The 19,922-nt window shown below is 61.2% G+C and carries 22 protein-coding genes and 1 other RNA gene; 18 read left to right on the top strand and 5 right to left on the bottom strand.

Annotated features, from left to right (window positions below; all coding sequences use genetic code 11):
* Positions 1–33: 33 nt before the first annotated feature.
* On the bottom strand, positions 34–792 hold the full coding sequence (locus tag ACTQ40_RS04860) for an HAD family hydrolase (protein ID WP_441056167.1): 759 nt from the start codon (positions 790–792) through the stop codon (positions 34–36).
* A 313-nt stretch (positions 793–1,105) separates the two neighbouring features.
* Between ACTQ40_RS04860 and rpsA the strand changes: the two genes are divergently transcribed.
* Positions 1,106–2,272, top strand: coding sequence for a 30S ribosomal protein S1 (gene rpsA, locus ACTQ40_RS04855; RefSeq protein WP_154515317.1), 1,167 nt, complete (start codon positions 1,106–1,108; stop codon positions 2,270–2,272).
* A gap of 341 nt (positions 2,273–2,613) precedes the next feature.
* An RNA gene (gene rnpB / locus ACTQ40_RS04850) (RNase P RNA component class A) lies at positions 2,614–2,975 on the top strand.
* A gap of 67 nt (positions 2,976–3,042) precedes the next feature.
* Here rnpB and ACTQ40_RS04845 read toward each other — a convergent pair.
* The gene (locus tag ACTQ40_RS04845; RefSeq protein WP_441563481.1) at positions 3,043–3,477 is read right to left on the bottom strand and encodes a hypothetical protein; all 435 of its coding nucleotides are present in this window, start codon (positions 3,475–3,477) and stop codon (positions 3,043–3,045) included.
* Here ACTQ40_RS04845 and ACTQ40_RS04840 point away from each other — a divergent pair.
* Positions 3,385–3,969, top strand: a complete 585-nt coding sequence (locus ACTQ40_RS04840) for an IMPACT family protein (RefSeq protein ID WP_441563480.1) — start codon at positions 3,385–3,387, stop codon at positions 3,967–3,969. The genes ACTQ40_RS04845 and ACTQ40_RS04840 overlap by 93 nt on opposite strands.
* A gap of 67 nt (positions 3,970–4,036) precedes the next feature.
* On the opposite strand, the gene ACTQ40_RS04835 is transcribed toward ACTQ40_RS04840, so the two are convergent.
* A complete protein-coding gene (locus tag ACTQ40_RS04835; protein WP_154515321.1) occupies positions 4,037–4,483 on the bottom strand; it encodes a C-GCAxxG-C-C family protein in 447 nt (148 codons plus the stop codon).
* Positions 4,484–4,712: 229 nt separating this feature from the next.
* Here ACTQ40_RS04835 and ACTQ40_RS04830 point away from each other — a divergent pair, with 229 nt between their 5' ends.
* The 4 genes from ACTQ40_RS04830 (at position 4,713) to ACTQ40_RS04815 (ending at position 7,509) form a co-directional block, all read left to right on the top strand.
* Positions 4,713–5,996 (top strand): O-acetylhomoserine aminocarboxypropyltransferase/cysteine synthase family protein, encoded by a 1,284-nt coding sequence (locus ACTQ40_RS04830; RefSeq protein WP_441563478.1) that lies wholly within the window; start codon positions 4,713–4,715, stop codon positions 5,994–5,996.
* A gap of 141 nt (positions 5,997–6,137) precedes the next feature.
* Positions 6,138–6,509: a hypothetical protein gene (locus ACTQ40_RS04825; protein WP_441563477.1), complete on the top strand. Its 372-nt coding sequence runs from the start codon at positions 6,138–6,140 to the stop codon at positions 6,507–6,509.
* Positions 6,467–7,045 (top strand): xanthine phosphoribosyltransferase, encoded by a 579-nt coding sequence (locus tag ACTQ40_RS04820; protein ID WP_441563476.1) that lies wholly within the window; start codon positions 6,467–6,469, stop codon positions 7,043–7,045. The genes ACTQ40_RS04825 and ACTQ40_RS04820 overlap by 43 nt, the downstream gene beginning before the upstream one ends.
* Before the next feature lie 65 nt (positions 7,046–7,110).
* Complete coding sequence (locus ACTQ40_RS04815) at positions 7,111–7,509, top strand: peptide chain release factor family protein (RefSeq protein ID WP_427794717.1); 399 nt, start codon at positions 7,111–7,113, stop codon at positions 7,507–7,509.
* 87 nt (positions 7,510–7,596) lie between these two features.
* Here the strand turns inward: ACTQ40_RS04815 and ACTQ40_RS04810 are convergent, their stop codons facing one another.
* Entirely contained in the window at positions 7,597–8,559 is a 963-nt protein-coding gene (locus tag ACTQ40_RS04810) for a diacylglycerol/lipid kinase family protein (RefSeq protein WP_441563475.1), read from the bottom strand.
* Between the two features lie 87 nt (positions 8,560–8,646).
* Positions 8,647–10,068, bottom strand: coding sequence for a chloride channel protein (locus ACTQ40_RS04805; protein ID WP_441563474.1), 1,422 nt, complete (start codon positions 10,066–10,068; stop codon positions 8,647–8,649).
* Positions 10,069–10,278: 210 nt separating this feature from the next.
* Here ACTQ40_RS04805 and ACTQ40_RS04800 point away from each other — a divergent pair, with 210 nt between their 5' ends.
* From ACTQ40_RS04800 to ACTQ40_RS04750, 11 genes are all read left to right on the top strand, one after another.
* Complete coding sequence (locus tag ACTQ40_RS04800) at positions 10,279–11,541, top strand: molybdopterin molybdotransferase MoeA (protein WP_441563473.1); 1,263 nt, start codon at positions 10,279–10,281, stop codon at positions 11,539–11,541.
* A 10-nt stretch (positions 11,542–11,551) separates the two neighbouring features.
* Positions 11,552–12,031, top strand: a complete 480-nt coding sequence (locus ACTQ40_RS04795; RefSeq protein WP_427794485.1) for a MogA/MoaB family molybdenum cofactor biosynthesis protein — start codon at positions 11,552–11,554, stop codon at positions 12,029–12,031.
* Positions 12,032–12,236: 205 nt separating this feature from the next.
* Entirely contained in the window at positions 12,237–13,109 is an 873-nt protein-coding gene (gene modA / locus ACTQ40_RS04790) for a molybdate ABC transporter substrate-binding protein (protein ID WP_441563472.1), read from the top strand.
* Between the two features lie 115 nt (positions 13,110–13,224).
* Positions 13,225–14,706, top strand: coding sequence for a molybdate ABC transporter permease subunit (gene modB / locus ACTQ40_RS04785; RefSeq protein ID WP_441563471.1), 1,482 nt, complete (start codon positions 13,225–13,227; stop codon positions 14,704–14,706).
* A gap of 3 nt (positions 14,707–14,709) precedes the next feature.
* Entirely contained in the window at positions 14,710–15,780 is a 1,071-nt protein-coding gene (locus ACTQ40_RS04780; protein ID WP_441563470.1) for a sulfate/molybdate ABC transporter ATP-binding protein, read from the top strand.
* A gap of 109 nt (positions 15,781–15,889) precedes the next feature.
* Complete coding sequence (locus tag ACTQ40_RS04775) at positions 15,890–16,240, top strand: 2-hydroxyacyl-CoA dehydratase (RefSeq protein ID WP_441563469.1); 351 nt, start codon at positions 15,890–15,892, stop codon at positions 16,238–16,240.
* 7 nt (positions 16,241–16,247) lie between these two features.
* Positions 16,248–16,688 carry a BadF/BadG/BcrA/BcrD ATPase family protein gene (locus ACTQ40_RS04770; protein ID WP_441563468.1) on the top strand — a complete coding sequence of 147 codons (441 nt, stop codon included), beginning with the start codon at positions 16,248–16,250 and terminating at the stop codon, positions 16,686–16,688.
* 84 nt (positions 16,689–16,772) lie between these two features.
* Positions 16,773–17,822, top strand: a complete 1,050-nt coding sequence (selD, locus tag ACTQ40_RS04765) for a selenide, water dikinase SelD (RefSeq protein ID WP_441563467.1) — start codon at positions 16,773–16,775, stop codon at positions 17,820–17,822.
* Positions 17,823–17,882: 60 nt separating this feature from the next.
* Positions 17,883–18,509, top strand: a complete 627-nt coding sequence (gene yedF / locus ACTQ40_RS04760; protein ID WP_441563466.1) for a sulfurtransferase-like selenium metabolism protein YedF — start codon at positions 17,883–17,885, stop codon at positions 18,507–18,509.
* A 20-nt stretch (positions 18,510–18,529) separates the two neighbouring features.
* Complete coding sequence (locus ACTQ40_RS04755) at positions 18,530–18,781, top strand: DUF3343 domain-containing protein (protein ID WP_343001227.1); 252 nt, start codon at positions 18,530–18,532, stop codon at positions 18,779–18,781.
* The gene (locus ACTQ40_RS04750; RefSeq protein ID WP_441563465.1) at positions 18,778–19,917 is read left to right on the top strand and encodes an aminotransferase class V-fold PLP-dependent enzyme; all 1,140 of its coding nucleotides are present in this window, start codon (positions 18,778–18,780) and stop codon (positions 19,915–19,917) included. The genes ACTQ40_RS04755 and ACTQ40_RS04750 overlap by 4 nt, the downstream gene beginning before the upstream one ends.
* Positions 19,918–19,922 lie beyond the last annotated feature (5 nt).

The following is a 19,922-nucleotide window of genomic DNA, read 5'->3' as shown; positions in this document are numbered from 1 at the left end:
GGGCAAACGTGCGCCCCATTCCTGATTTGGGGACTAGCTTAGTTCGTCGGCTATTTGGTGCTCGTAGAAGGCTTCTACTACGGCGTTAAAGTCGCGGGCGAAGTCTTCCATGGTTCCACGCCAGGTGGCTCGGCCGGGCTTTCCTTGGCCCACATAGGCGGTTTGAATGCCGCAGGCGGGGCTGGGGAAATCGCGCTTGGGGTCGTTGCCCACCATGAGAACCTCATGTGGCTCGAGCCCCATGACCTGCAGCTGCCCTAGATAATATGTGGCATCGGGCTTGCAGCGCGTGGCGTTGCCCATGTGCGTTACGAGCTCGAAGGGCGCGTCTGTCAGCTCGCCCCAGCCCATGCGGCACTCGATGGCCCCTTGGGGAAAGCTGGGGTTGGTGAAGAGCGCACAGCGCAGCCCCGCGTCCTGTACGGCTTGAAGCGCGGCGTGCGCACCCGGCATGGCGTGGGCATTGATGGCATCGTCATTCTTGTACGGGAGAACTTCGCGTTCATAGTAGGTAAAAGCCTCATAGATGAGTGGGTCCGAGAGGCAGATGCCGCACCTGCGCTCGACCTCGGTGCGGTAAAACTCAAGATTGGTGCGATTGTCCGTGCCGCTTCGGCGATTGGCGTTGAGGTCGACCAGGATGGTGCCGAGGCGTGCCATCGTACCACCGCGGCTGCATCGTCCGATATCCGCGAGCATTGACGAGACATCCTTAAAATAGCGAAGGATAAACGCGTTGAGATTGATGCTGAGAAGCGTCTCGTCCATATCGAAAACGACTGCTTTGAGCACGCGGGCACCTTTCTCGAAAAATCGTTTAGAACGTGGGCTCCGGATACTTTACCCCAAAGCCGTATACTCAACTGCTTATCGTCAACTTATGGAGACGGTCGTTCACAAGATTGCGAAAAAGTCTCCATACGAGTAAAAAATCGCAGTTCACGCTTGAAATCGAAGTGATTTCCACGTAACCTATACGAACGTGATTGCATAAGCGTCACATTAGTATCTGTCGGCTCCCGAGTGTTCCTAAACGTTGTGTGCTTGTCGCACCCTTCTGTAGGTCCTAGCAATCGGGGCCCCGTAGTTCGAAAGGGGTCCACCTTTGAGTGAGATTCAGAACTCGTCCATTTTCTCTCTTGACGATGTCAACGAGGAGGAGATGAACAACCTCATCGACGGTACGATTACCGACTTTGATGAGGGCGATCTCGTTAACGGTACTGTCGTTAAGATCGAGCATGACGAGGTGCTCGTTGACATCGGATTCAAGTCCGAGGGCGTTATCCCGGTCCGCGAGCTGTCCATCCGCAAGGACGCTAACCCTGCAGACATCGTTGCACTCGGTGATTCCATCGAGGCCCTGGTTCTCCAGAAGGAGGACAAGGACGGTCGTCTGGTCCTTTCCAAGAAGCGTGCCGAGTACGAGCGTGCTTGGAACCGCATCGAGGAGAAGTTCAACTCCGGCGAGAACGTCGAGGGCGAGGTTATCGAGGTTGTCAAGGGCGGCCTGATCCTCGACATCGGCCTGCGTGGCTTCCTGCCCGCTTCCCTCGTCGACCTCCGTCGCGTCAAGGACCTCACCTCCTACATGGGCACCCGCATCGAGGCCCGCGTCATCGAGATGGACCGCAACCGCAACAACGTCGTTCTTTCCCGTCGCGTCGTGCTTGAGGAGTCCCGTAAGGCCGAGCGTTCCGAGATCCTGTCCAAGCTCAAGTCTGGCATGCGTCTCCAGGGCACCGTTTCCTCCATCGTCGACTTCGGCGCCTTCGTCGACCTCGGCGGTATCGACGGTCTCATCCACATCTCCGAGCTCTCCTGGAACCACGTCAACCATCCTTCCGAGGTTGTCAAGGTCGGCCAGGAGGTCGAGGTCGAGGTTCTCGACGTCGATCTCAACCGCGAGCGCATCTCCCTGGGTCTCAAGCAGACCACCGAGGATCCGTGGCGCGCACTGGTCAAGAAGTACCCCGTCGGCGCTATCGTCGAGGGCACTGTGACCAAGCTTGTCCCGTTTGGCGCTTTCGTCGATCTGGGCGAGGGCATCGAGGGCCTGGTGCACATCTCCGAGATGGCCAACAAGCACGTCGACCAGCCTTCTCAGGTCACCCACGTGGGCGACAAGGTTCAGGTCAAGGTCATGGAGATCGACCTCGACCGTCGTCGTATCTCCCTGTCTATGAAGTCCGCCGCTGAGACTCTGGGCGTCGAGATCGAGGTTACCCCGCTGCCTTCCGAGAAGAAGGACGAGGAGACCGACGCCGAGTAAATCGGTTTGACGATCACTTGCTTTAAGGGATCCGTCCGCAATGGACGGGTCCCTTTTTGCGTTTGCCGGTGAGGTGCGCAATGCTACTCGTGCGCAATGCTGTCCTGGCTGTTCACAGGCTATTGGGTTGTCGGTGCATGAAAATGCCGACATCCCGCCTCGGGGAGGAGGCGGGAACGCACCGAGTAGACGGAGGGGTGCGGAGCGCGGTCGCGTCTCGACTGGCGACGTTGCCCATCGACAACCCTATTGTACTGCATGGCATGGTTCTTGGTATATCGTGTCGAACGCTTGTGTTGTGCCTTTGCCTGCGGCAACGGTGTGTTACACTCTTGCACTGCTGAGTGGGCCAGACGGTCGCGCGATGTGCTGCTTGCGGCACGCGTGAGGAAAGTCCGGGCTCCAGAGGGCGGGATGCCGGCTAACGGCCGGGCGGAGTGATCCGACGGAAAGCGCCGCAGAAAAGAAGACTCCCACCTGCGCCGCAAGGCGTAGAGGGAAAAGCTGAAACGGTGGTGTAAGAGACCACCAGCGTCGTGGCAACACGGCGGCTTGGCAAGCCCCATCCGGAGCAAGCGCGAATAGGAACGCTATGGGCCGGCCCGGTCCGCGTTCGGGTAGCGTGCGTGGAGCTGCACGGTAACGTGCAGACAAGATAAATGACCGTTCACGACAGAACCCGGCTTATCGGCCCACTCGGCACTTTGTTGACGCTGCGAACCCGTCAGCGCGACAATCTGCCTTTCAAGCCTTCGGGCATGACCATAAGGTCAATGCCCTCGTCTTTCAAGGCACCTTGCTCGCGCTGACGGGTTCTCGCTTTCGTTGACGGAATCATCGGCGGTTCCGTTCTTGGCATCTCGCTGTTTTTGCCTGGTCATCGGCAGCCTCATTTCTGTTGCAATCTCGTCTTTCAAGGCACCTTGCTCGCGCTGACGGGTTCTCGCTGTTGGTGACGGCATCATTGGCGTTTTCGCTCTTGTTGGCGAGGACAACGGTGCTGTCTTTGCCGTATTATTGAGGCTGTTTGTTGCCGTGCTTAGTTTTGTTGAGGGGCTTTGTTGGACAGCTACTTTACTCTGCGATCGAATATTGAGGCTTCTGGCGAGTTTGTGGATCGCAAGAGCCGGTTTATTGCCCAACTGGTCCATATTGAATCCGAGGATGAGGCGAATGCCTTCATCGAGATGGTTCGCAAGCGTCATTACGACGCTCGACACAATGTTCCCGCGTGGATTTTGGTCGATGGACGCGAGCGTCAGAGTGACGACGGTGAGCCGAGCCGCACGAGCGGCATGCCGACGCTCGAGGTGTTGCGCGGCGCTGGGCTCAAAAATGTTTGCTGCGTGGTGACGCGCTATTTTGGCGGCACGCTGTTGGGGCCCGGTGGCTTGGTGCGCGCCTATACCGCGGCGACGCAGGCGGCGGTGGCAGCTGCTCAGGAGGCAGGACAGGTCGTTGAGATGACGAGCGTCGTGCCTGTTGACGTGCACGTGGCCTATCCGCAGTATGAGCAGGTGCTTCGTTTGGCGCAGGATTCGGGTGCCAAGGTTTCGGATACCGATTACGCGGATGCCGTGACGATTCATTTGGTGTTTAAGGCGGGGGAGCAGGAGCCTTTTTGCGCTAAGATGCGCGAGCTTATGGCGGGGCGCGAGGAGATTGAGGTCGGCGTTCCCAAATTTGCCGAGTTCTAACGGCGACGGCCGGCGTGCTTTTGGATGAATCCCAAGCACGCCGGCCGTCGTTTTCTGTTGCCGCCGTTTACTCGGCGAGCTGCTTTAGCACATCGCAGGCGATCTCGATGGCGTCGTCGATGCAGCCGGGGCAGCTGCGGAGCGGACCATTGTCCGATCCGATGCCCTTGAGCGTGCCGCAGACGGTCGTCGTGTTTTTCGTTTTAAAACGCTTGGCGATTTCGCGCGACAGCTTGTAAGTCTGGCCCTTGGTCTTGGGGTTATCCATGCCGTCGCTCATTACAAAGCCCATGATGGCCACGGCGCCCGAGATAGCGCCGCAGGTCTCGGTCATGCCGCCCATGCCGGCGCCAAAGCCCTCGGTGAGGATAAAGGCGGTCTGGGGGTCGAGCCCGACGGCGGGTGCGAGCGTGCAGGCGACGGCCTGTGCGCAGTTAAAGCCACGGGCGTGGTATTCGGCAGCCTGAGCCTGACAGGCGGTGATGTCGAGCTGGGCAGTATCGATTTGCTTCATCGTTGTCTCCTCGGTAACGGTGTACTCGCCTATGGTACCCTTGCCGATGCATTTGTTTATCGAAAGCCTCATGTATGCCTCATTTTTATCTATCGAATAAATGCCAAGATCTGCGATAAATGCCCCGGTTGATTTGTCTCATAACCTACCTTGGGGATGGGTTGAGAGGGGTGCGGGGTAGCGGTATCGTGAACCGGATAAAAATGTAACCCAGGCAAGGGAGCTAGATATGAGCGAGCAGACCATCGGTACGACATGTGTTCAGGGCGGCTATCACCCGGGAGATGCGGAGCCGCGCCAGGTGCCCATCTACCAGTCCACCACGTGGAAGTATGACACGTCCGAGCACATGGGCAAGCTGTTTGACCTGGAGGAGTCTGGCTATTTCTACAGCCGTCTGCAGAACCCTACGTGCGATCTGGTTGCCGCCAAGATCTGCGAGATGGAGGGCGGCACCGCTGCGATGCTCACGAGCTCGGGCATGGCTGCGAACTTCCTCGCGATCTTTAACGTGGCCGGCGCCGGCGATCATGTGGTCGCAAGCTCGGCCATCTACGGCGGTACCTACAACCTGCTTGCCCATACCATGGGTCGTATGGGCGTTACCTGCACGTTCGTTGCCCCCGATTGCACCGATGAGGAGCTCGAGGCAGCCTTTGAGCCCAATACCAAGCTCGTCTTTGGCGAGACGATCGCCAACCCCGCCCTTGCCGTGCTCGATATTGAGCGCTTTGCCAAGGCCGCGCATGACCACGGCGTGCCGCTGATGGTCGACAACACCTTCCCGACGCCCGTGATGTGCCGTCCCTTTGAGTGGGGCGCCGATATCGTTACGCACTCCACCACCAAGTACATGGATGGACATGGGGCCTGCCTGGGCGGCGTGATCGTCGACCACGGCCAGTTTGATTGGATGGCCCATGCGGACAAGTTCCCGGGTCTCACCACGCCCGATGAGAGCTACCACGGCGTGACCTATGCCGAGAAGTTCGGTCGCGAGGGCGCCTTCATTAGCAAGGCAACCGCTCAGCTCATGCGCGACCTCGGCCCCATGCAGAACCCGCAGGCGGCGTTTTTCCTGAACAGCTCGCTCGAGAGCCTGCATGTGCGCATGCCGCGTCATTGCGAGAACGGCCTGGCTGTTGCCAAGTTCCTGCAGAGCCATCCCAAGGTGCGCTTCGTGAGCTATCCGGGTCTGGAGGGCGACAAGTACTATGACCTAGCTCAAAAGTACATGCCCAACGGTACCTGCGGCGTTGTGAGCTTTGGCTTTAACGGTGGTCGCGCGGCGGCCGAGACCTTTATGAAGAGCCTCAAGCTCGCTCAGATCGCCACGCATGTGGCCGACGCCCGCACTTGCTGCCTGCATCCCGCTAACGCCACGCACCGCCAGATGAACGATGAGGAGCTTATCGCCTGTGGTATCTCCGCCGACATGGTGCGCCTGTCGTGCGGCCTCGAGGACACGGCCGATCTGATTGCCGACCTTGAGCAGGCGCTCGAGCAGTGCTAGGCTAGCGTTCGTGCAAGGCGCCGATGCCGGCAGATAGCTTCGGCGACCTTTAGCTCCGATACCGTAGGCGGGGCCCCAATCGCGACTGTTTGCAGGCGATTGGGGCCCCGTTTTTGTGTTGCGCCACTCGAAAGGATGGATATGGAGAAAACCGCAGAGCAACTGCGCCGCGAACACATCGCTGTTGAGGGAGACACCCATGGCAAGAACAAATGGGCGATTCTGTTTACGGTGCTCATCATGACGTTTATGGTGTGTCTGGATTCGACCGTCGTGACCGTGGCGCTGCCCGTGATGCAAAAGGGGCTGGGCGTGGGCCTCGATCGCATTCAGCTGGTAAGCTCGGTGTGTCTGCCTGCGGCTTTGTGGTGCGATGCGGCTTGTGGGGCGGGCGGGGGTCGGACCGTGGTAGACTATCGAGCAATGTTTATTAATCGCGCGGTATCGTTGCCGCGAGAAGGGGTTGCGCCATGCAGGAGCTTGAGGACCGTATTCGCCATGACGGCATCGTAAAGGCCGGTAATGTCCTTAAGGTTGATGCTTTCCTCAACCATCAGTGCGACGTTGAACTGTTTGACCACATGGGCGCCGAGTGGGCCCGTCTGTTCGAGGATGTCGAGATTAACAAGATCCTTACGATCGAGGCTTCGGGCATTGGCATGGCTTGCATTGCAGCCCAGCATTTTGGCGGCGTGCCGGTGGTCTTTGCCAAGAAGGCGCAGTCCATCAACCTCGACGGCGAGCAGTATGCCACGACCATCTACTCCTTTACCAAGCAGAAGGAGTACCCGGTCATCGTTGGCAAGCGCTTCCTGTCCGAGGGCGACAAGGTCCTGATTATCGACGACTTCCTGGCCAACGGATGCGCGCTCGAGGGTCTTATCAAGATCTGCGAGGCCGCGGGTGCAGAGGTTGCCGGCATTGGCATTGCGGTGGAGAAGGGTTTCCAGGGCGGTGGCAATAAGCTCCGCGAGCGCGGCTTCCGTGTTGAGAGCCTGGCCCGTATCGCCGATATGGACTGTGAGAACGGCGAGATCACCTTCGCCTAAGCGCGCAACACAAGCGATTGGTATGCGATGTGACAAAGGGACTGTCCCTTTGTCACATTTTTTGTATGAGGGGAGGTGTTGATATGGATGAGAACACGATGGGATGGCGTGAGTATGCGCGCTATGCCGAGATGTCGGTCGAGGAGCTGGCGCGCGATTGCGAGGTGCAGGTGTTTCGCGCGACGGGCCCGGGCGGGCAAGGCGTGAACACGACGGACTCGGCGGTGCGCATGAAACATATCCCTACGGGGATTACCGTGACGGCGCGCGAGAGTCGCAGCCAGTTCCAAAATCGTAGCTGCTGTTTGCGTAAGCTGCGCGCTGAGCTTGAGCGTCGCGGGCGTCCACCGCGTCGACGCGTAAAGACCAAGGTGCCTCAGCGCTCTCGCCAGCGCAGACTTAATGACAAGCACTTCAACGCCATTAAAAAGGCCAACCGCCGCAAGCCGGGCGGGGAGGAGTGATCTTCTCGATAAGTTGCGGTGAAATAGGGGCTGTTTTGCGGCTTTACCTGCATAAACAGTCCCTATTTCACCGCAACTTAGGGGTGGTTAGCGGGTTGGACGCCAGACTTGGAGGGCGCCGGGTAGGATGTCGACTTCGATGCGCGAGGCGATAACAGGTTCGCCGTCGGCCTGGATGGGGTAGTCGGGCTCCCCAAAGGTGAGCTCGGCATGGCGGCAGCGGCGCATGCAAACCGGCGGCAACTTGGTATGGTGGCCGTCCTTGGCCGAAAGGAACATGGGAAGCGCGACCGCGCGCGGAACGGGGCCGCAGGCGTAGCAAACGTCGAGCATGCCGTCGCACGGGTCGGCGTCGGGACAGATGCGATAGCCCGAGCCATACGTGGGGCCCAGCTGAATCGCCATGATGATCGCCCTCACGCGCTCGGCGGGCGCGCCGTCAAAGCTGACTGTCATGGGGTAGTTGCGATAGCGCAGGCCAAACTGTTCAAGTCCCGAGAGGGTGTAGAGCGGAGCACCGGTGAGGCCCGTCTTTTTGCGCAGCTCGGTGGTGCCCAGGCCGATGGCGGCGTCAATACCGACGGAGAGCGTCTGGTCGTAGTACTCAACGGAAGCCTCGCCGCTACCGCTTGCAGGGTTCCATGAGCGAATGCGACCGATGTCCTGACGCTGCAGCTCGCAGGTGAGCAGCGCGCCAAAATCCTTGCCGGAGAAATCTTCTATACCGAGCGTTTGGGCAAAATCGTTGCCGGAACCCACGGGTAGGATGGCAAGAGCGGGGCGGGGGTCCTCCTTTTGTGCCATAAGCCCGTTGACGACCTCGTGGATCACGCCGTCGCCGCCAAGGGCGATAACGGTGCGATAGCCCTGAGCCTGTGCGGCCAGCTCCTTGGCGTGCCCCATACGCTCGGTCAATACCAGGTCAAACTGGGATGCGCGTGCAGTCATGTCCAAAAAGCGTTGCAGGCGCTCGGCAACTTCGCGCGCCGCACCCGATTGGGCGGCTGGGTTGGCGATGATGAGCGTGCGACCAAAATCAGTTGCGTGCATGGGCGACTCCCGGCATATGGCGTGACGGTGCGGTCGCGCTCGGGTCGAATTGCCCCCCGATTGTGGCTGCACGGCGAATACTTACGTCTACTCTATCAGGTCGTTGTGGCGCTCGATAGCATCCGCTACCGTACCGCCCTCATCCACTATAAGCGAACGGCGCTTGGGTGAGATGATGCGCTGGGCAGGGTACACGCCGCGGTGTCCGCCGGCGAGATAGCTGATAAAGGCCACGATGACAAAGAACCCGGCGGCCGTGCCGTGGAACAGGTCGATGGCCATCATGCAGGTGGTGATGGGCACGTTAAGGCCGGCACAGAACACGCCGAGCATGCCGAGAGCCGCCAGAAAACTGGGGTCGAGCCCGGTAAGGCAACCGATCCAGCCACCGAGTGCCGCACCGATGCCAAACAGGGGCGTGACCTCGCCGCCTTGGAAACCGGCACCCAGGGTGAGTGCCGTTACGACGAGCTTGATGGCGGCGTCGGCGAGGGTGGTGTTGCCGGCAAACCCGGCGCCCGAAAGCCACGTGGAAAGGCCGGCGTAGTCCCAGGCGTCGAGGAGGGCATAGACAGCCAAAACCACGAGTGCGCCTATAAGTGCGCGAACGAGGTAATTGGTGATAAAGCGACCGTACAGGCTCTTGACGGTTCGAACCGACCAGGCAAAGAGGCGTGCCGTCAGACCGAAGATAATGGCGCTGATAACAACGATAACGACCGTTTTGGGCGTCATGGCGGGAACGCTGGCGATGGCATTCGCTTCGTACTCGGTACCCAGGGCGAGTGATGTAAAGTAGCCGGTAAACGAGGCGACCAGGCAGTAGATCCCTGCGGTGTAGTCGATCTTGCCGATAAAGCACATCTCCATGCCAAAGAAAGCTCCGGCAAGGGGCGAACCGAATACGGCGCCAAAGGCCGACGAGATGCCGGCGAGCATGAGGTCGTGGTGGTCATGCTTTTTGAGGTGGGCGAGGCTTGAGATGTTGCTGGCGATGGTGCCGCCAATCTGCACCGCGGCTCCCTCGCGACCGGCCGATCCGCCCGTTAGGTGCGTGAGCGTGGAGCAGACGAAGGTGAGGACGGCCATGCGCTTATGGATGAGGCGTGTGCCCAGAGCGGAGTCGATGACCAGGTTGTTACCGCGTTTGGCGGCAAGACCGTGGTTTTTGTACGCCCATGCGGTGGCAACGCCCACAACGGGAAGCAGCGCGTAAATCCACGTATGGTGCTCGCGATAGTCGGTCGCGATATTCAACGAGGCCAAAAACGCCCAAGCGGCAACGCCCATGGCGAGCGAGACGATGACGACGAGCACGAGCAACTTAGCGCTCGCGAGTAGGTTGTGGGCATTGCGGCGCGTGTCGGCAGCCAAGAGATGCTCGGAGCGGGTGAGCTGTTGCCTGCCTGCCATGATGACGTCGTTCAGGGAGAAAAAGCCGCCGTTGTCGAGCGACTGGGAATGATCCTGCGCCTCGTTTGCGCTTTCGGGTTTGTCGGTAAAAGCCATGCGGTCCTCTTTTAGGTTGCAACACGAGCATTATAGAACGTGCCAAACGTGACAAACCGGCAGGTTGGTTTCGGTTCTGTTTCGCGGCTTGCGGCCGACAGATGTATTCGAGAACGTGGGTCGTTTCGCCGTCGTGCGGCAGGGGATTATACTGAGACAAGCATAAAGAATTGGCGCCCCCGTTGTGCGCTGTGGCATTAAGAGGTGCATATGGCAGAGAAACTCATTCCGCTGGAGGACGCGCAGTCGATTGTTCTGTCGCACGTTGCTCCGACCGATCTCGTCGAGATTCCCGTGTGGCAGGCCGCCGGCCTTCCCTTGGCCGAGGACGCGGTGGCCGATATCGACATTTCGCCGTTTGCCAACAGCGCTATGGACGGATATGCCGTGCGCGCCGTCGACCTCGCCAAAGCGTCCACCGATGCGCCCGTGACGCTTTCTGTCGTGGGGCACGAGGCGGCGGGCCATGTGTTTGGGGGCGCAATCGGCGCGGGCGACACGGTTCGTATCATGACGGGCGCGCCGGTACCCGAAGGTGCCGATGCCGTGGTGAAGTACGAGATCGTCGATGTGCTCGACGGTGACGGCAACGAGGGTTCGCGTGTGAGATTCTCGACGCCGGCCAAGGTGGGGGAGAACGTTCGATCGGCTGCTGAGGAAGCGCATGCTGGCGACGTCGTGATGTACGCTGGAGAGGTTGTGGCTCCGGCGGGCGCCGGCTTGCTGGCGAGCGCCGGGTATGCGAGTGTGAAGGTGCATGCCGCTCCGCGCGTGGGCATTATCTCGCTGGGGACGGAACTGGTCGCACCGAGTAACGTGCCGGCGCGCGGGCAGATTCGCGACTCCAACTCGTCGGCGTTGATGGCCGAGGCGCTCGATGCAGGAGCCGAGCCCGTGTTCTACGGCATTGCGCCCGATGATGAGCAGGCGATTGCCGAGTTGGTGCATCGCGCCGCGCAGGACTGCGATTTTGTCATTACGAGTGGTGGCGCCTCTGCGGGTGATTACGACTATGTGACGGCGCTCGTTCGGCGCGAGGGCGAGGTGCTGTTCGACCGCATCTCGATGCGTCCCGGCAAGGCCATCACGTTTGGCCTGCTGGGGGGCAAGCCATATTTGGGACTTTCGGGCAATCCCGCGGCGGCGTATGTGGGCTTTGAGATGCTCGCCCGCCCGGCGATCCGCAAGATGCGCGGCTTTGCCGAGGGCGTGCGTCCCGTGCAGCAGGCGAAGCTCACACACGGCGTGAAGAAGCGACAGCATCGCCGCTTCTTCGATCGTGCCACGGTTTTGCGCGACCCCGAGACCGGTGAGCTGTTGGTGACCGAGGCCAAGACGCAGAATTCGGCGCTGCTCGGCACGATGCAGCGGGCCAACTGCCTGCTGCGTATTGACGAAGGCTCGTGTGACCTCAGGGCGGGCGACGTCGTGGATGTCGTGCGTGTCGACTTGCCTGAGGGCACGGTGCTATAGGAGGAATGCTATGGAGCTGAAGATATCGATTGTGACGTGCTCGGATACGCGCGATCTTGCCCAGGACGAGGCGGGTGCTGCGCTCGAGGAACTCATCGCGGCGCAGGGCTGGACGGTCGCCTCACATGTGGTCGTGCGCGACGACGTCAGCGAGATCGGTGATGCCATTGTGGAGGCGGCCGATGAGTGCCACGCCAATGTCGTGCTCACCTGCGGCGGCACGGGCCTTTCGATGCGCGACGTGACGCCCGAGGCGACGCGTGCCGTCTGCGACCGCGATGTACCGGGCATTGCAGAGGCAATCCGTGCGTACTCCATGACCAAGACGCGCCGCGCTATGCTTTCGCGCGCCGTGTGCATGCAGCGTGGGCATACGCTTGTCATCAACTTTCCGGGATCAACGAAAGCGGCCCGCGAAAGCTGGGAGGCTGTGAGCGACCAGCTGGAGCACGCAGCTCAAATGACGGCGGGGGGCGGGCACGCCAAATAAGCGCATTACCTGCGGCGGAGTGACCTTACGGGCTGCTCCGCCTTTTTTATGCAGCGACAGTGCGGGCCGTCTCGTGGTTATCGGTAAAGGAAAATTATTAGACGAGAAATGTTTATCACAAACACTATTCGCGCAAAAGTATAATCTAGTAACAGAATAAAGCTTGCGGCGGGGTGCCCGGGCGTAGCCTTCGAAAGGGTTGAACATGTTCGATACGGTTTCTCGCCGCGGATTCGTCTCGCTCTCTGCTGTCGCCGCTGCCGGCCTTGGGCTTGCCGGCTGCTCCGGCAACAAGACGTCTGGGCCGACTGGCTCCGATGCCGGTTTTGCTAAGGCATCTTCCAAGAAGGCTGTCGAGCTGCAGGTCTTTGCTGCCAACTCGCTCGAGAAGGCCCTGCCCGAGGTTCAGAAGCTCTATACCGACCAGACCGGCACCACGTTTGCCGACACGCAGTTTAAGGCGTCTGGCGACCTTGTCGAGCAGATGCGCGCCGGTGCCGCCGTCGACGTACTCATCACGGCCTCCAAGGGCACCATGGATGACGCCGAGGCCGCCGAGCTCGTCGACGCCGACACGCGTGAGGACATGTTCGTCAACGACCTCGTGATCATTCGCGCCGAGGGCTCCGACACCAGGGTCGAGGCCATCGCCGACGTCGCGAACCTGGACGGCAAGATCGCCATTGGCGACGCCAAGACCGTTCCCGCTGGCAAGTACGCCAACCAGGCCCTGGCCTCCGTGGGCCTCTACACCGGCACCGAGGGCGACGACGGCGAGTATGCACCCGATTTCGCCGACAAGGTGGCTCTGGCCGACAAGGTCGGCACCGCTGCGTCTTACGTCTCTACGGGCGACTGCGTGGCCGGTTTTGTCTACAGCTCCGATATCTTCCGCTACGACGGCATCGAGGAGACCTTCGTGTGCCCCGAGGACTCGCACAAGCCCATCGTGTATCCCGGCGCTGTCGCCGATAGCTCCGAGCACGCCGACGAGGCCAAGGCGTTCATCGACTTCTGCCTGACCAACAAGAAAGCCCAGAAGATTTGGGCTAAGTACGGCTTTGAGCTTTCCGCGTAGTTCGCAACATCGCTGCATAACGATATGCTTGAGGGCGGGCGTTCTCGCGATCGCCCGCCCTTTTGATTGAACCGGCGTGTCCGCGCGCCGCTGCCCTGTGTTTGAGGAGTCGCCCGTGTCAAGGAAAACGATTCGCCTGCTCGCCGTGCTGGCTGCGGTTCTGTGCGTGCTGACCGCACCGCCCGGGGTTGCTCGGGCCGAGGCGCTCTTCACCACCGCCGATGGCCGCCAGGCGACCGAAGATTCCGCGCTTATCGATGGCGTCGGGTTTGGCCTCAACGCGTTTGAGCGCAATGCCAAGGGCACGGCCCGTTCGTTTGCGGGTCAGCCCGAGGGTTACCGTTTTCCTATCTACAAGAAGACGACCCTCGTGACGGTGACGACGCCTGAGAGCATCGTGGTCTGGCTCGACGCCCATGCCGCCAAAGACGCGGGGCTCGATATCTCAAAGGCAGATGACCAAAAGGCGCTCAAGAAGATGCTCGTGGGGCTCGACAAGTCGCACTCCATGGGCGGTGCGTTGCTGGAGGACTCTAATCTCGAATGGGTCTTTACCTCGGATAACGCGCTGGTTCAGAGCGATTACCGCTATCAGTTTAAGGTGAAGGGCGGCAACGGCGATTACTACACGGTAGTGAATGCCGCCGACGCCGCGAATGCCGAGCTAGATTTGGGTGACGGCGTCCTGTGGAGCGATAACGCCGCCCTCGTGCGGTATGCGGACGTGTCGACGACGGTGCCGCCGTCGCTGGCGGAGCGCGCCGCAGCCTTCTTGGGCGACATCGACTATCGCCCGTTTTGGGTGTCCATAAAAACGAGCGGCCTTGCCCTGCTGATCTCCTTTGCGCTGGGGCTGTTCGCCGCGTGGAAGACTATGGGTACCTCGAGCCGCATCAGGGGCCTGCTCGATTCGGTCTTTACGATTCCTATGGTGCTGCCGCCCACGGTCTGCGGCTTTCTGCTCCTCATGCTGTTTGGCCGCTCGACCGGGGTGGGCCAGTGGCTCATCGCGCACGGCATCTCGATTGTCTTTACGTGGCCGGCGGCGGTGATATCTGCCGTGGTGGTGTCGTTTCCCCTTGTCTACCGTACGGCACTTGGTGCCTTCGAGAGCCTCGACACGCAGATGCTCGATGCGGCGCGCACGCTGGGATGGTCCGAACGTCGTATCTTTGCCAAGCTCATGATGCCGCTCGGCTGGCCCTCCATCGCCGCCGGCACGGTGCTCGCCTTTGCCCGCGCGATGGGCGAGTTTGGCTGCACCCTGTTCTTTGCGGGCAACTACGCCGGCATTACGCAGACTATTCCCATCGCCATCTACTTTGAGTGGATGGGCGGCAACACGTCGGTGGCCCTCTTTTGGGTCGTGGTTGTAATTGCGTTCAGCTTCCTGGTCATTCTGTTCATCAATATGTACACCGCTCATTCGCAAAAGTATCGCGAACGGGGCCTTTCCCGTGCGGAGCGCAAGCAGGCCAAAGATCTCGCTGGACAGGGCGATTCGCTCGATCCGGCGGGCGGCGATGCCTTGCGTATCGATCGCGAGGCACTGGTCGAGCTCATGCGCGATGATGCCGCTTTGCAGGGAGGTCGATAGGCCATGTCACTCGTTCTGGATATCAAAAAACGCTATCCCGGGTTTACGCTCGACATGCAGCTTGAGGCCGGCGAGGAGCGCGTGGCGCTGCTGGGCGCCTCGGGTTGCGGCAAGAGCTGTACGTTGCGCTGCATTGCCGGCGTGGAGACGCCCGACGAGGGCAAGATCGTCGTCAACGGCATGACCTTTTTTGACTCGGCGGCGGGCATCAACCTGTCGCCCCAGGAGCGCAAATGCGCCCTGCTGTTCCAAAACTATCAGCTATTTCCCAACATGACGGTGGCCGATAACGTATGTGCCGGTGTAAAGGACGCGGGCGACGCCGCGGCGCGCAAAAGGTTGGCGGAGCGCTATCTGGGCATTTTCGGCCTGGCCGATTTTGCCGACCGCTACCCCGCGCGCCTTTCGGGCGGGCAGCAGCAACGCGTGGCGCTCGCCCGCATGGTGGCGGCGCATCCGGGCATCTTTATGTTCGACGAGCCTATGAGCGCGCTCGATTCCTATCTTAAGAGCGCACTCGAGCAGAACATGCTCGACCTGTTCGATGTGTGCAACCGCACCGTGCTCTACGTGAGTCACGACATCGACGAAGCGTGCCGCCTCTGCCAGCGCATCTGCGTGATGCATAACGGGCATGTGGAGGAGATCGGCTCCGTCGAGGACGTGGTCCGCCGTCCGCAGACGCTGGCGGCACTGCGCCTGACGGGGTGCAAGAACACAAGCCGCGCACGAAAGATCGGGCCCGAGGAAGTTGAGGCGCTCGACTGGGGCATGACCTTTAACGTGGGTCGCGAGGTTCCCGATAATGTGGTGTACCTGGGCATTCGCGCAAGTTACTTCCATGTTGACAACCGTGCCGAGCGGGGCCGCAACAGCTATGATTTGCACGTGGCCCGAGTGAGCGATTCGCGTTTTGAGCGCCTGGTGCTGTTAGACGTTCCGCGTGCCGATGCGCCCACGCGCCTGCAGTGGAAGGTCAACAAGGTGGGCGTGCCTGTCGACGAGCTACCGCAAGCAGGCGAGACGCTGCGCATGCATTTTGATGCCAGTAGGATCCATTTGGTTTGTCGATAGCGCCGGGTAATGCCGTCGGGGATATAAGCCTCGGCGGCTTTGTTTTTGCCGTTCGCCGAATGAGGGATGACAAACTCTTTTCAATCAATTTATTAAACGACGGCACACGATGCTGCCGTACGACGATGCCGCGGGGGCTGCAAGCGTAGCTCTGTGTGGTACGTCCGACGAGGTGATTCCCGAGGGCGAGAAGGTGCTGCCGTCAAACCTCTGCCCGCTCATCAAGTCGACCTATGGTTTTGCCTACTCGCAAAAGTGTCCGTTTACGTACTTTAGCGACATGATCATCGGCGAGACCACCTGCGACGGCAAGAAGAAGATGTACGAGCTGCTGGGGGAGCTTAAGCGCACGCACATTCTGCATCTTCCGCAGGGTCGCGACCGCGCCTACGAGCGTGAAGGCTGGTACGAGGAGTGCCGCCTGCTCAAGGAGGAGCTCGAGGGCTTCTACGGCGGCTAAGGCCGCTGTGGTCGATGGGGTGGATTCGGTGACGTGGACCTGCGTGCAGCCAACCGGGTTCTCCTCGGTCGATGCTTCCGAGCGGCTGCGCGAGGCACTGGCAGCGGCTGGCTATGACGTGGCTGCCGACCTGGCGCGTTCCGGTGAGCCCACCAAGATCAGCAGCATGTGCACGGTGTTTGCCGAGAGCGAGGTCATTAGTCTGATCGGCCGCGGCGAGCCGCGCGAGAACATTGCGCGCGGCGTGATCGACAGCGTCGTGTCGCGTGTGGCGACCATGGCCTCGCAAGCCGCGGGCGCCCCGTACTATCTGACCGGTGGTCTGTGCGAAAACGCCTATGTCATCGAGCGTCTTGGCGCATTGGTGGGCTCGCCGGTCACCACCTCGCCCCAGGCCCGCTTTGCCGGTGCCATCGGCGCGACCATTCGAGCCCAGGCGCTCGCGTAGGGGGCCGGTGCGATAAATTGCCCGCTCTCGGCGCCGCCATGCGTATACTGGGAGGAACTGATTGACCTATGAGAGGAGGTATCGATGGCTGACGATCTCATGAAGCTCACGCAGATGACTGCCGCGAGCGGTTGAGCCGCTAAGTTGGCTCCTGGAGCCCTCGCCCAGGTCCTGGGCGACTTACCCAATGTGCATAACGACAACCTGCTCGTGGGGTTCGATACCTCCGACGATGCGAGCGTCTTCCGCGTTGGCGATAACTTGGGCCTCGTGCAGTCCATCGACTTCTTCCCACCGATGGTCGACGACCCGTTCCTGTTTGGCCAGATCGCCGCGGCAAACTCGCTGTCGGACATATACGCCATGGGCGGACGGCCGAGCCATGCCATGAACCTGCTTTGCATACCCAGTTGCCTGGGCGTTGAGGTTGCCGGCCAGATTCTGGCGGGTGGCGCCGACAAGTGCGTCGAGGCCTGCTGTGCCATCGCGGGCGGCCACACCATCAACGACGACGAGCCCAAGTACGGCCTGTCCGTGAGTGGCTTTGTCGCGCTTGACCGTATGCTCACCAACAGCGGCGCACGCGTGGGCGATGTTCTGCTGCTGACCAAGGCGATCGGCTCGGGCATCATCACTACGGCCATTAAGGGCGAGCTCATCGAACAGGACGAGGCCGCAGCCATGTTTGACTCGATGCGGACCCTCAACGAGGCTCCGATTCGTCTGGCCGAGGACCTCGAGCTTCATGGCTGCACCGACATCACGGGCTTTGGCCTGATCGGACATGCGTGCGAGATGGCCGAGGGCTCGGGCGTGCAGATTGAGCTTGTGTCGGGGGCGGTGCCGCTCTTTGACCAGGTGCTCGACATGGCACGCCTTGGCATTATCCCTGCCGGCGCCTACCGCAACCAGGACTTTTTTGGCCCGCGCGTGGCTGCCGACGATGGTCTGGAGCCGGGCATGCTCGACGCGCTGTACGATCCGCAGACCTCGGGTGGTTTGCTCATCGCGGCGCCCGCGAGGGATGTGGATGAGCTTGCGCGCCGTCTGCATGCCGAAGGACGTATCGCCTCCGTCGTCGGTCGCGTGTGCGAGCCGGTGCCAGGCGGTCCTGCCGTCCACGTTGTCCGCTAGCCCGCACGTTTATGTAACTGTTTACCGTTCTCTAGAACGGTTCTTTCGAAAGGAAATGCTATGTCTACCAAGATTGAAGTCAATGCCATGGGCGATGCCTGCCCGCTGCCCTTCGTCAAGACGCTTAAGGCGCTCAAGCAACTCGATGGCGAGGGCGTTGTCGTGACCTCGGTCGATAACGAGACCGCCGTCAAGAACATCTCCAAGATGGCGCAGGAGAAGGGCTGCACGGCCTCGGTCGAGAAGGTTTCTGACGCCGAGTGGCACGTGACCGTGGCGACCGCCGGTGCCGTGGCCGTTGCGGACCCCGAGCAGGACGGTGCTGCCTTCTGTGATGCCAGCGCCGGCAAGGGCAAACTCGTCATTTCCGTCTACACCGACTGCATGGGCCGCGGCGACGACGAGCTGGGCCACAAGCTCATGAAGGCGTTTATCTTTGCCGTGACGCAGCAGGAGGAGCTGCCCGCGACCATGCTGTTCTACAACGGCGGCGCCAAGCTCACCGTCGAGGGCTCTCCGGTGCTCGATGACCTGAAGGGCCTGGCCGAGCAGGGCGTCGAGATTCTCACCTGCGGTACCTGCCTGGACCACTTTGGCATTAAAGACCAGCTTGCGGTGGGCGAGGTCACCAACATGTACGTGATCGTGGAGAAGATGGAGCATGCCGTGCGCGTCGTGCGCCCGTAACATATTTGGTTGGAGTTGCCATGAGGGAGAAGCGTCCGGCGCTTGTCATCACGTTTCCCACCACGGCGGCCGCCATGGGGTGCGAGACCCTATGCATCGAGCGCGGCCTCCCCGGGCGAACGATTCCTGTGCCCGGGGAGGTCGCTGCCGGCTGCGGTCTGGCGTGGAAGGCGTTGCCTGCCGATGAGGAGCTGCTGCGCGGCGAGCTTGCCGCAGCTGGTGTTCCCACCGAGGGCTTTACGGTGATTGACATGTGGGAGGTCGTGCGATGATCTATCTGGATAACGCGGCGACGACCATGCTCAAGCCGCAGGCGGTCATCGATGCCGTGACGCAGGCGATGTGCTCGCTCGGCAATGCCGGGCGCGGCGCCACGTCGGGTGCTCTCGATGCGGCTCGTACGATTCACGGTTGCCGTGCCAAGCTCGCGCGCCTTTTGGGTTGCCCCAGAGCGGACCATGTGTGCTTTACGCCCAACTCCACGGCTGCGCTCAACACCGCCATCTGTGGCGTGGTGCGCCCCGGCGACCGTGTGGTCACGACGGTGCTCGAGCACAACTCGGTGTTACGCCCGCTCAATCGCCTGGCGGCGGAACAGGGTGTGGCGGTTGAGCATGCGGGTTGCGACGCGAGCGGCGTGCTCGACTACGACGAGCTCGAGCGGTTGGTTACGCCGGACACGCGTGCTGTGGTGGTGACGCACGCCTCCAATGTGACCGGCAACGCGGTCGACATTGCGCGCGTAGCGGCCATGGCCCATGCGGCAGGTGCGCTGGTGATCGTCGACGCCTCGCAGTCTGCCGGCACGGCGAAGATTGACATGGATGCCATGGGGCTCGACGTGGTGTGCTTTACCGGCCACAAGGGGCTCATGGGACCTCAAGGCACCGGCGGCCTGGCCGTGGCGGAGGGCATTGACGTGGCGCCGTGGGCCATGGGCGGCACCGGTGTACACAGCTTCGATGCGCTGCAGCCGCTTGAGTGGCCCACGCGCCTTGAGGCGGGCACGCTCAACGGTCACGGTATCGCGGGCCTTTCTGTCGGCCTCGACTTTATCGAGGCCCAGGGTGGGGTCGAGGCGATTGCGGCGCATGAGCGCTCGCTTGCAGAGCGCTTCCTCGCCGGTGTTCGCGAAATCCCCGGCATTGCGCTCTACGGTGCCTTTGACCAGCCCGTGCGCTCGGCGATCGTCTCACTCAACGTGGGCGATATCGACTCTGCCCAGATCTCGGACGCGCTCATGCAGGGGTGGGGGATTGCGACGCGCCCCGGCGCCCATTGTGCCCCGCTCATGCACCGCGCGCTCGGGACTGAGCGTCAGGGTGTCGTTCGTTTCTCGTTTGGGTATTTCAACACGGACGAGGAAGTCGACACCGCGATTGACGCGCTCCGCGATTTAGCCTGCTAGAGCGT

It is taken from the genome of Collinsella sp. Sow4_D11, assembly GCF_052116465.1.
Classification (GTDB): domain Bacteria; phylum Actinomycetota; class Coriobacteriia; order Coriobacteriales; family Coriobacteriaceae; genus Collinsella.
The sequence above is the reverse complement of the archived record's forward strand: the minus strand, read 5'-3'. Positions and strand labels throughout refer to the sequence as shown.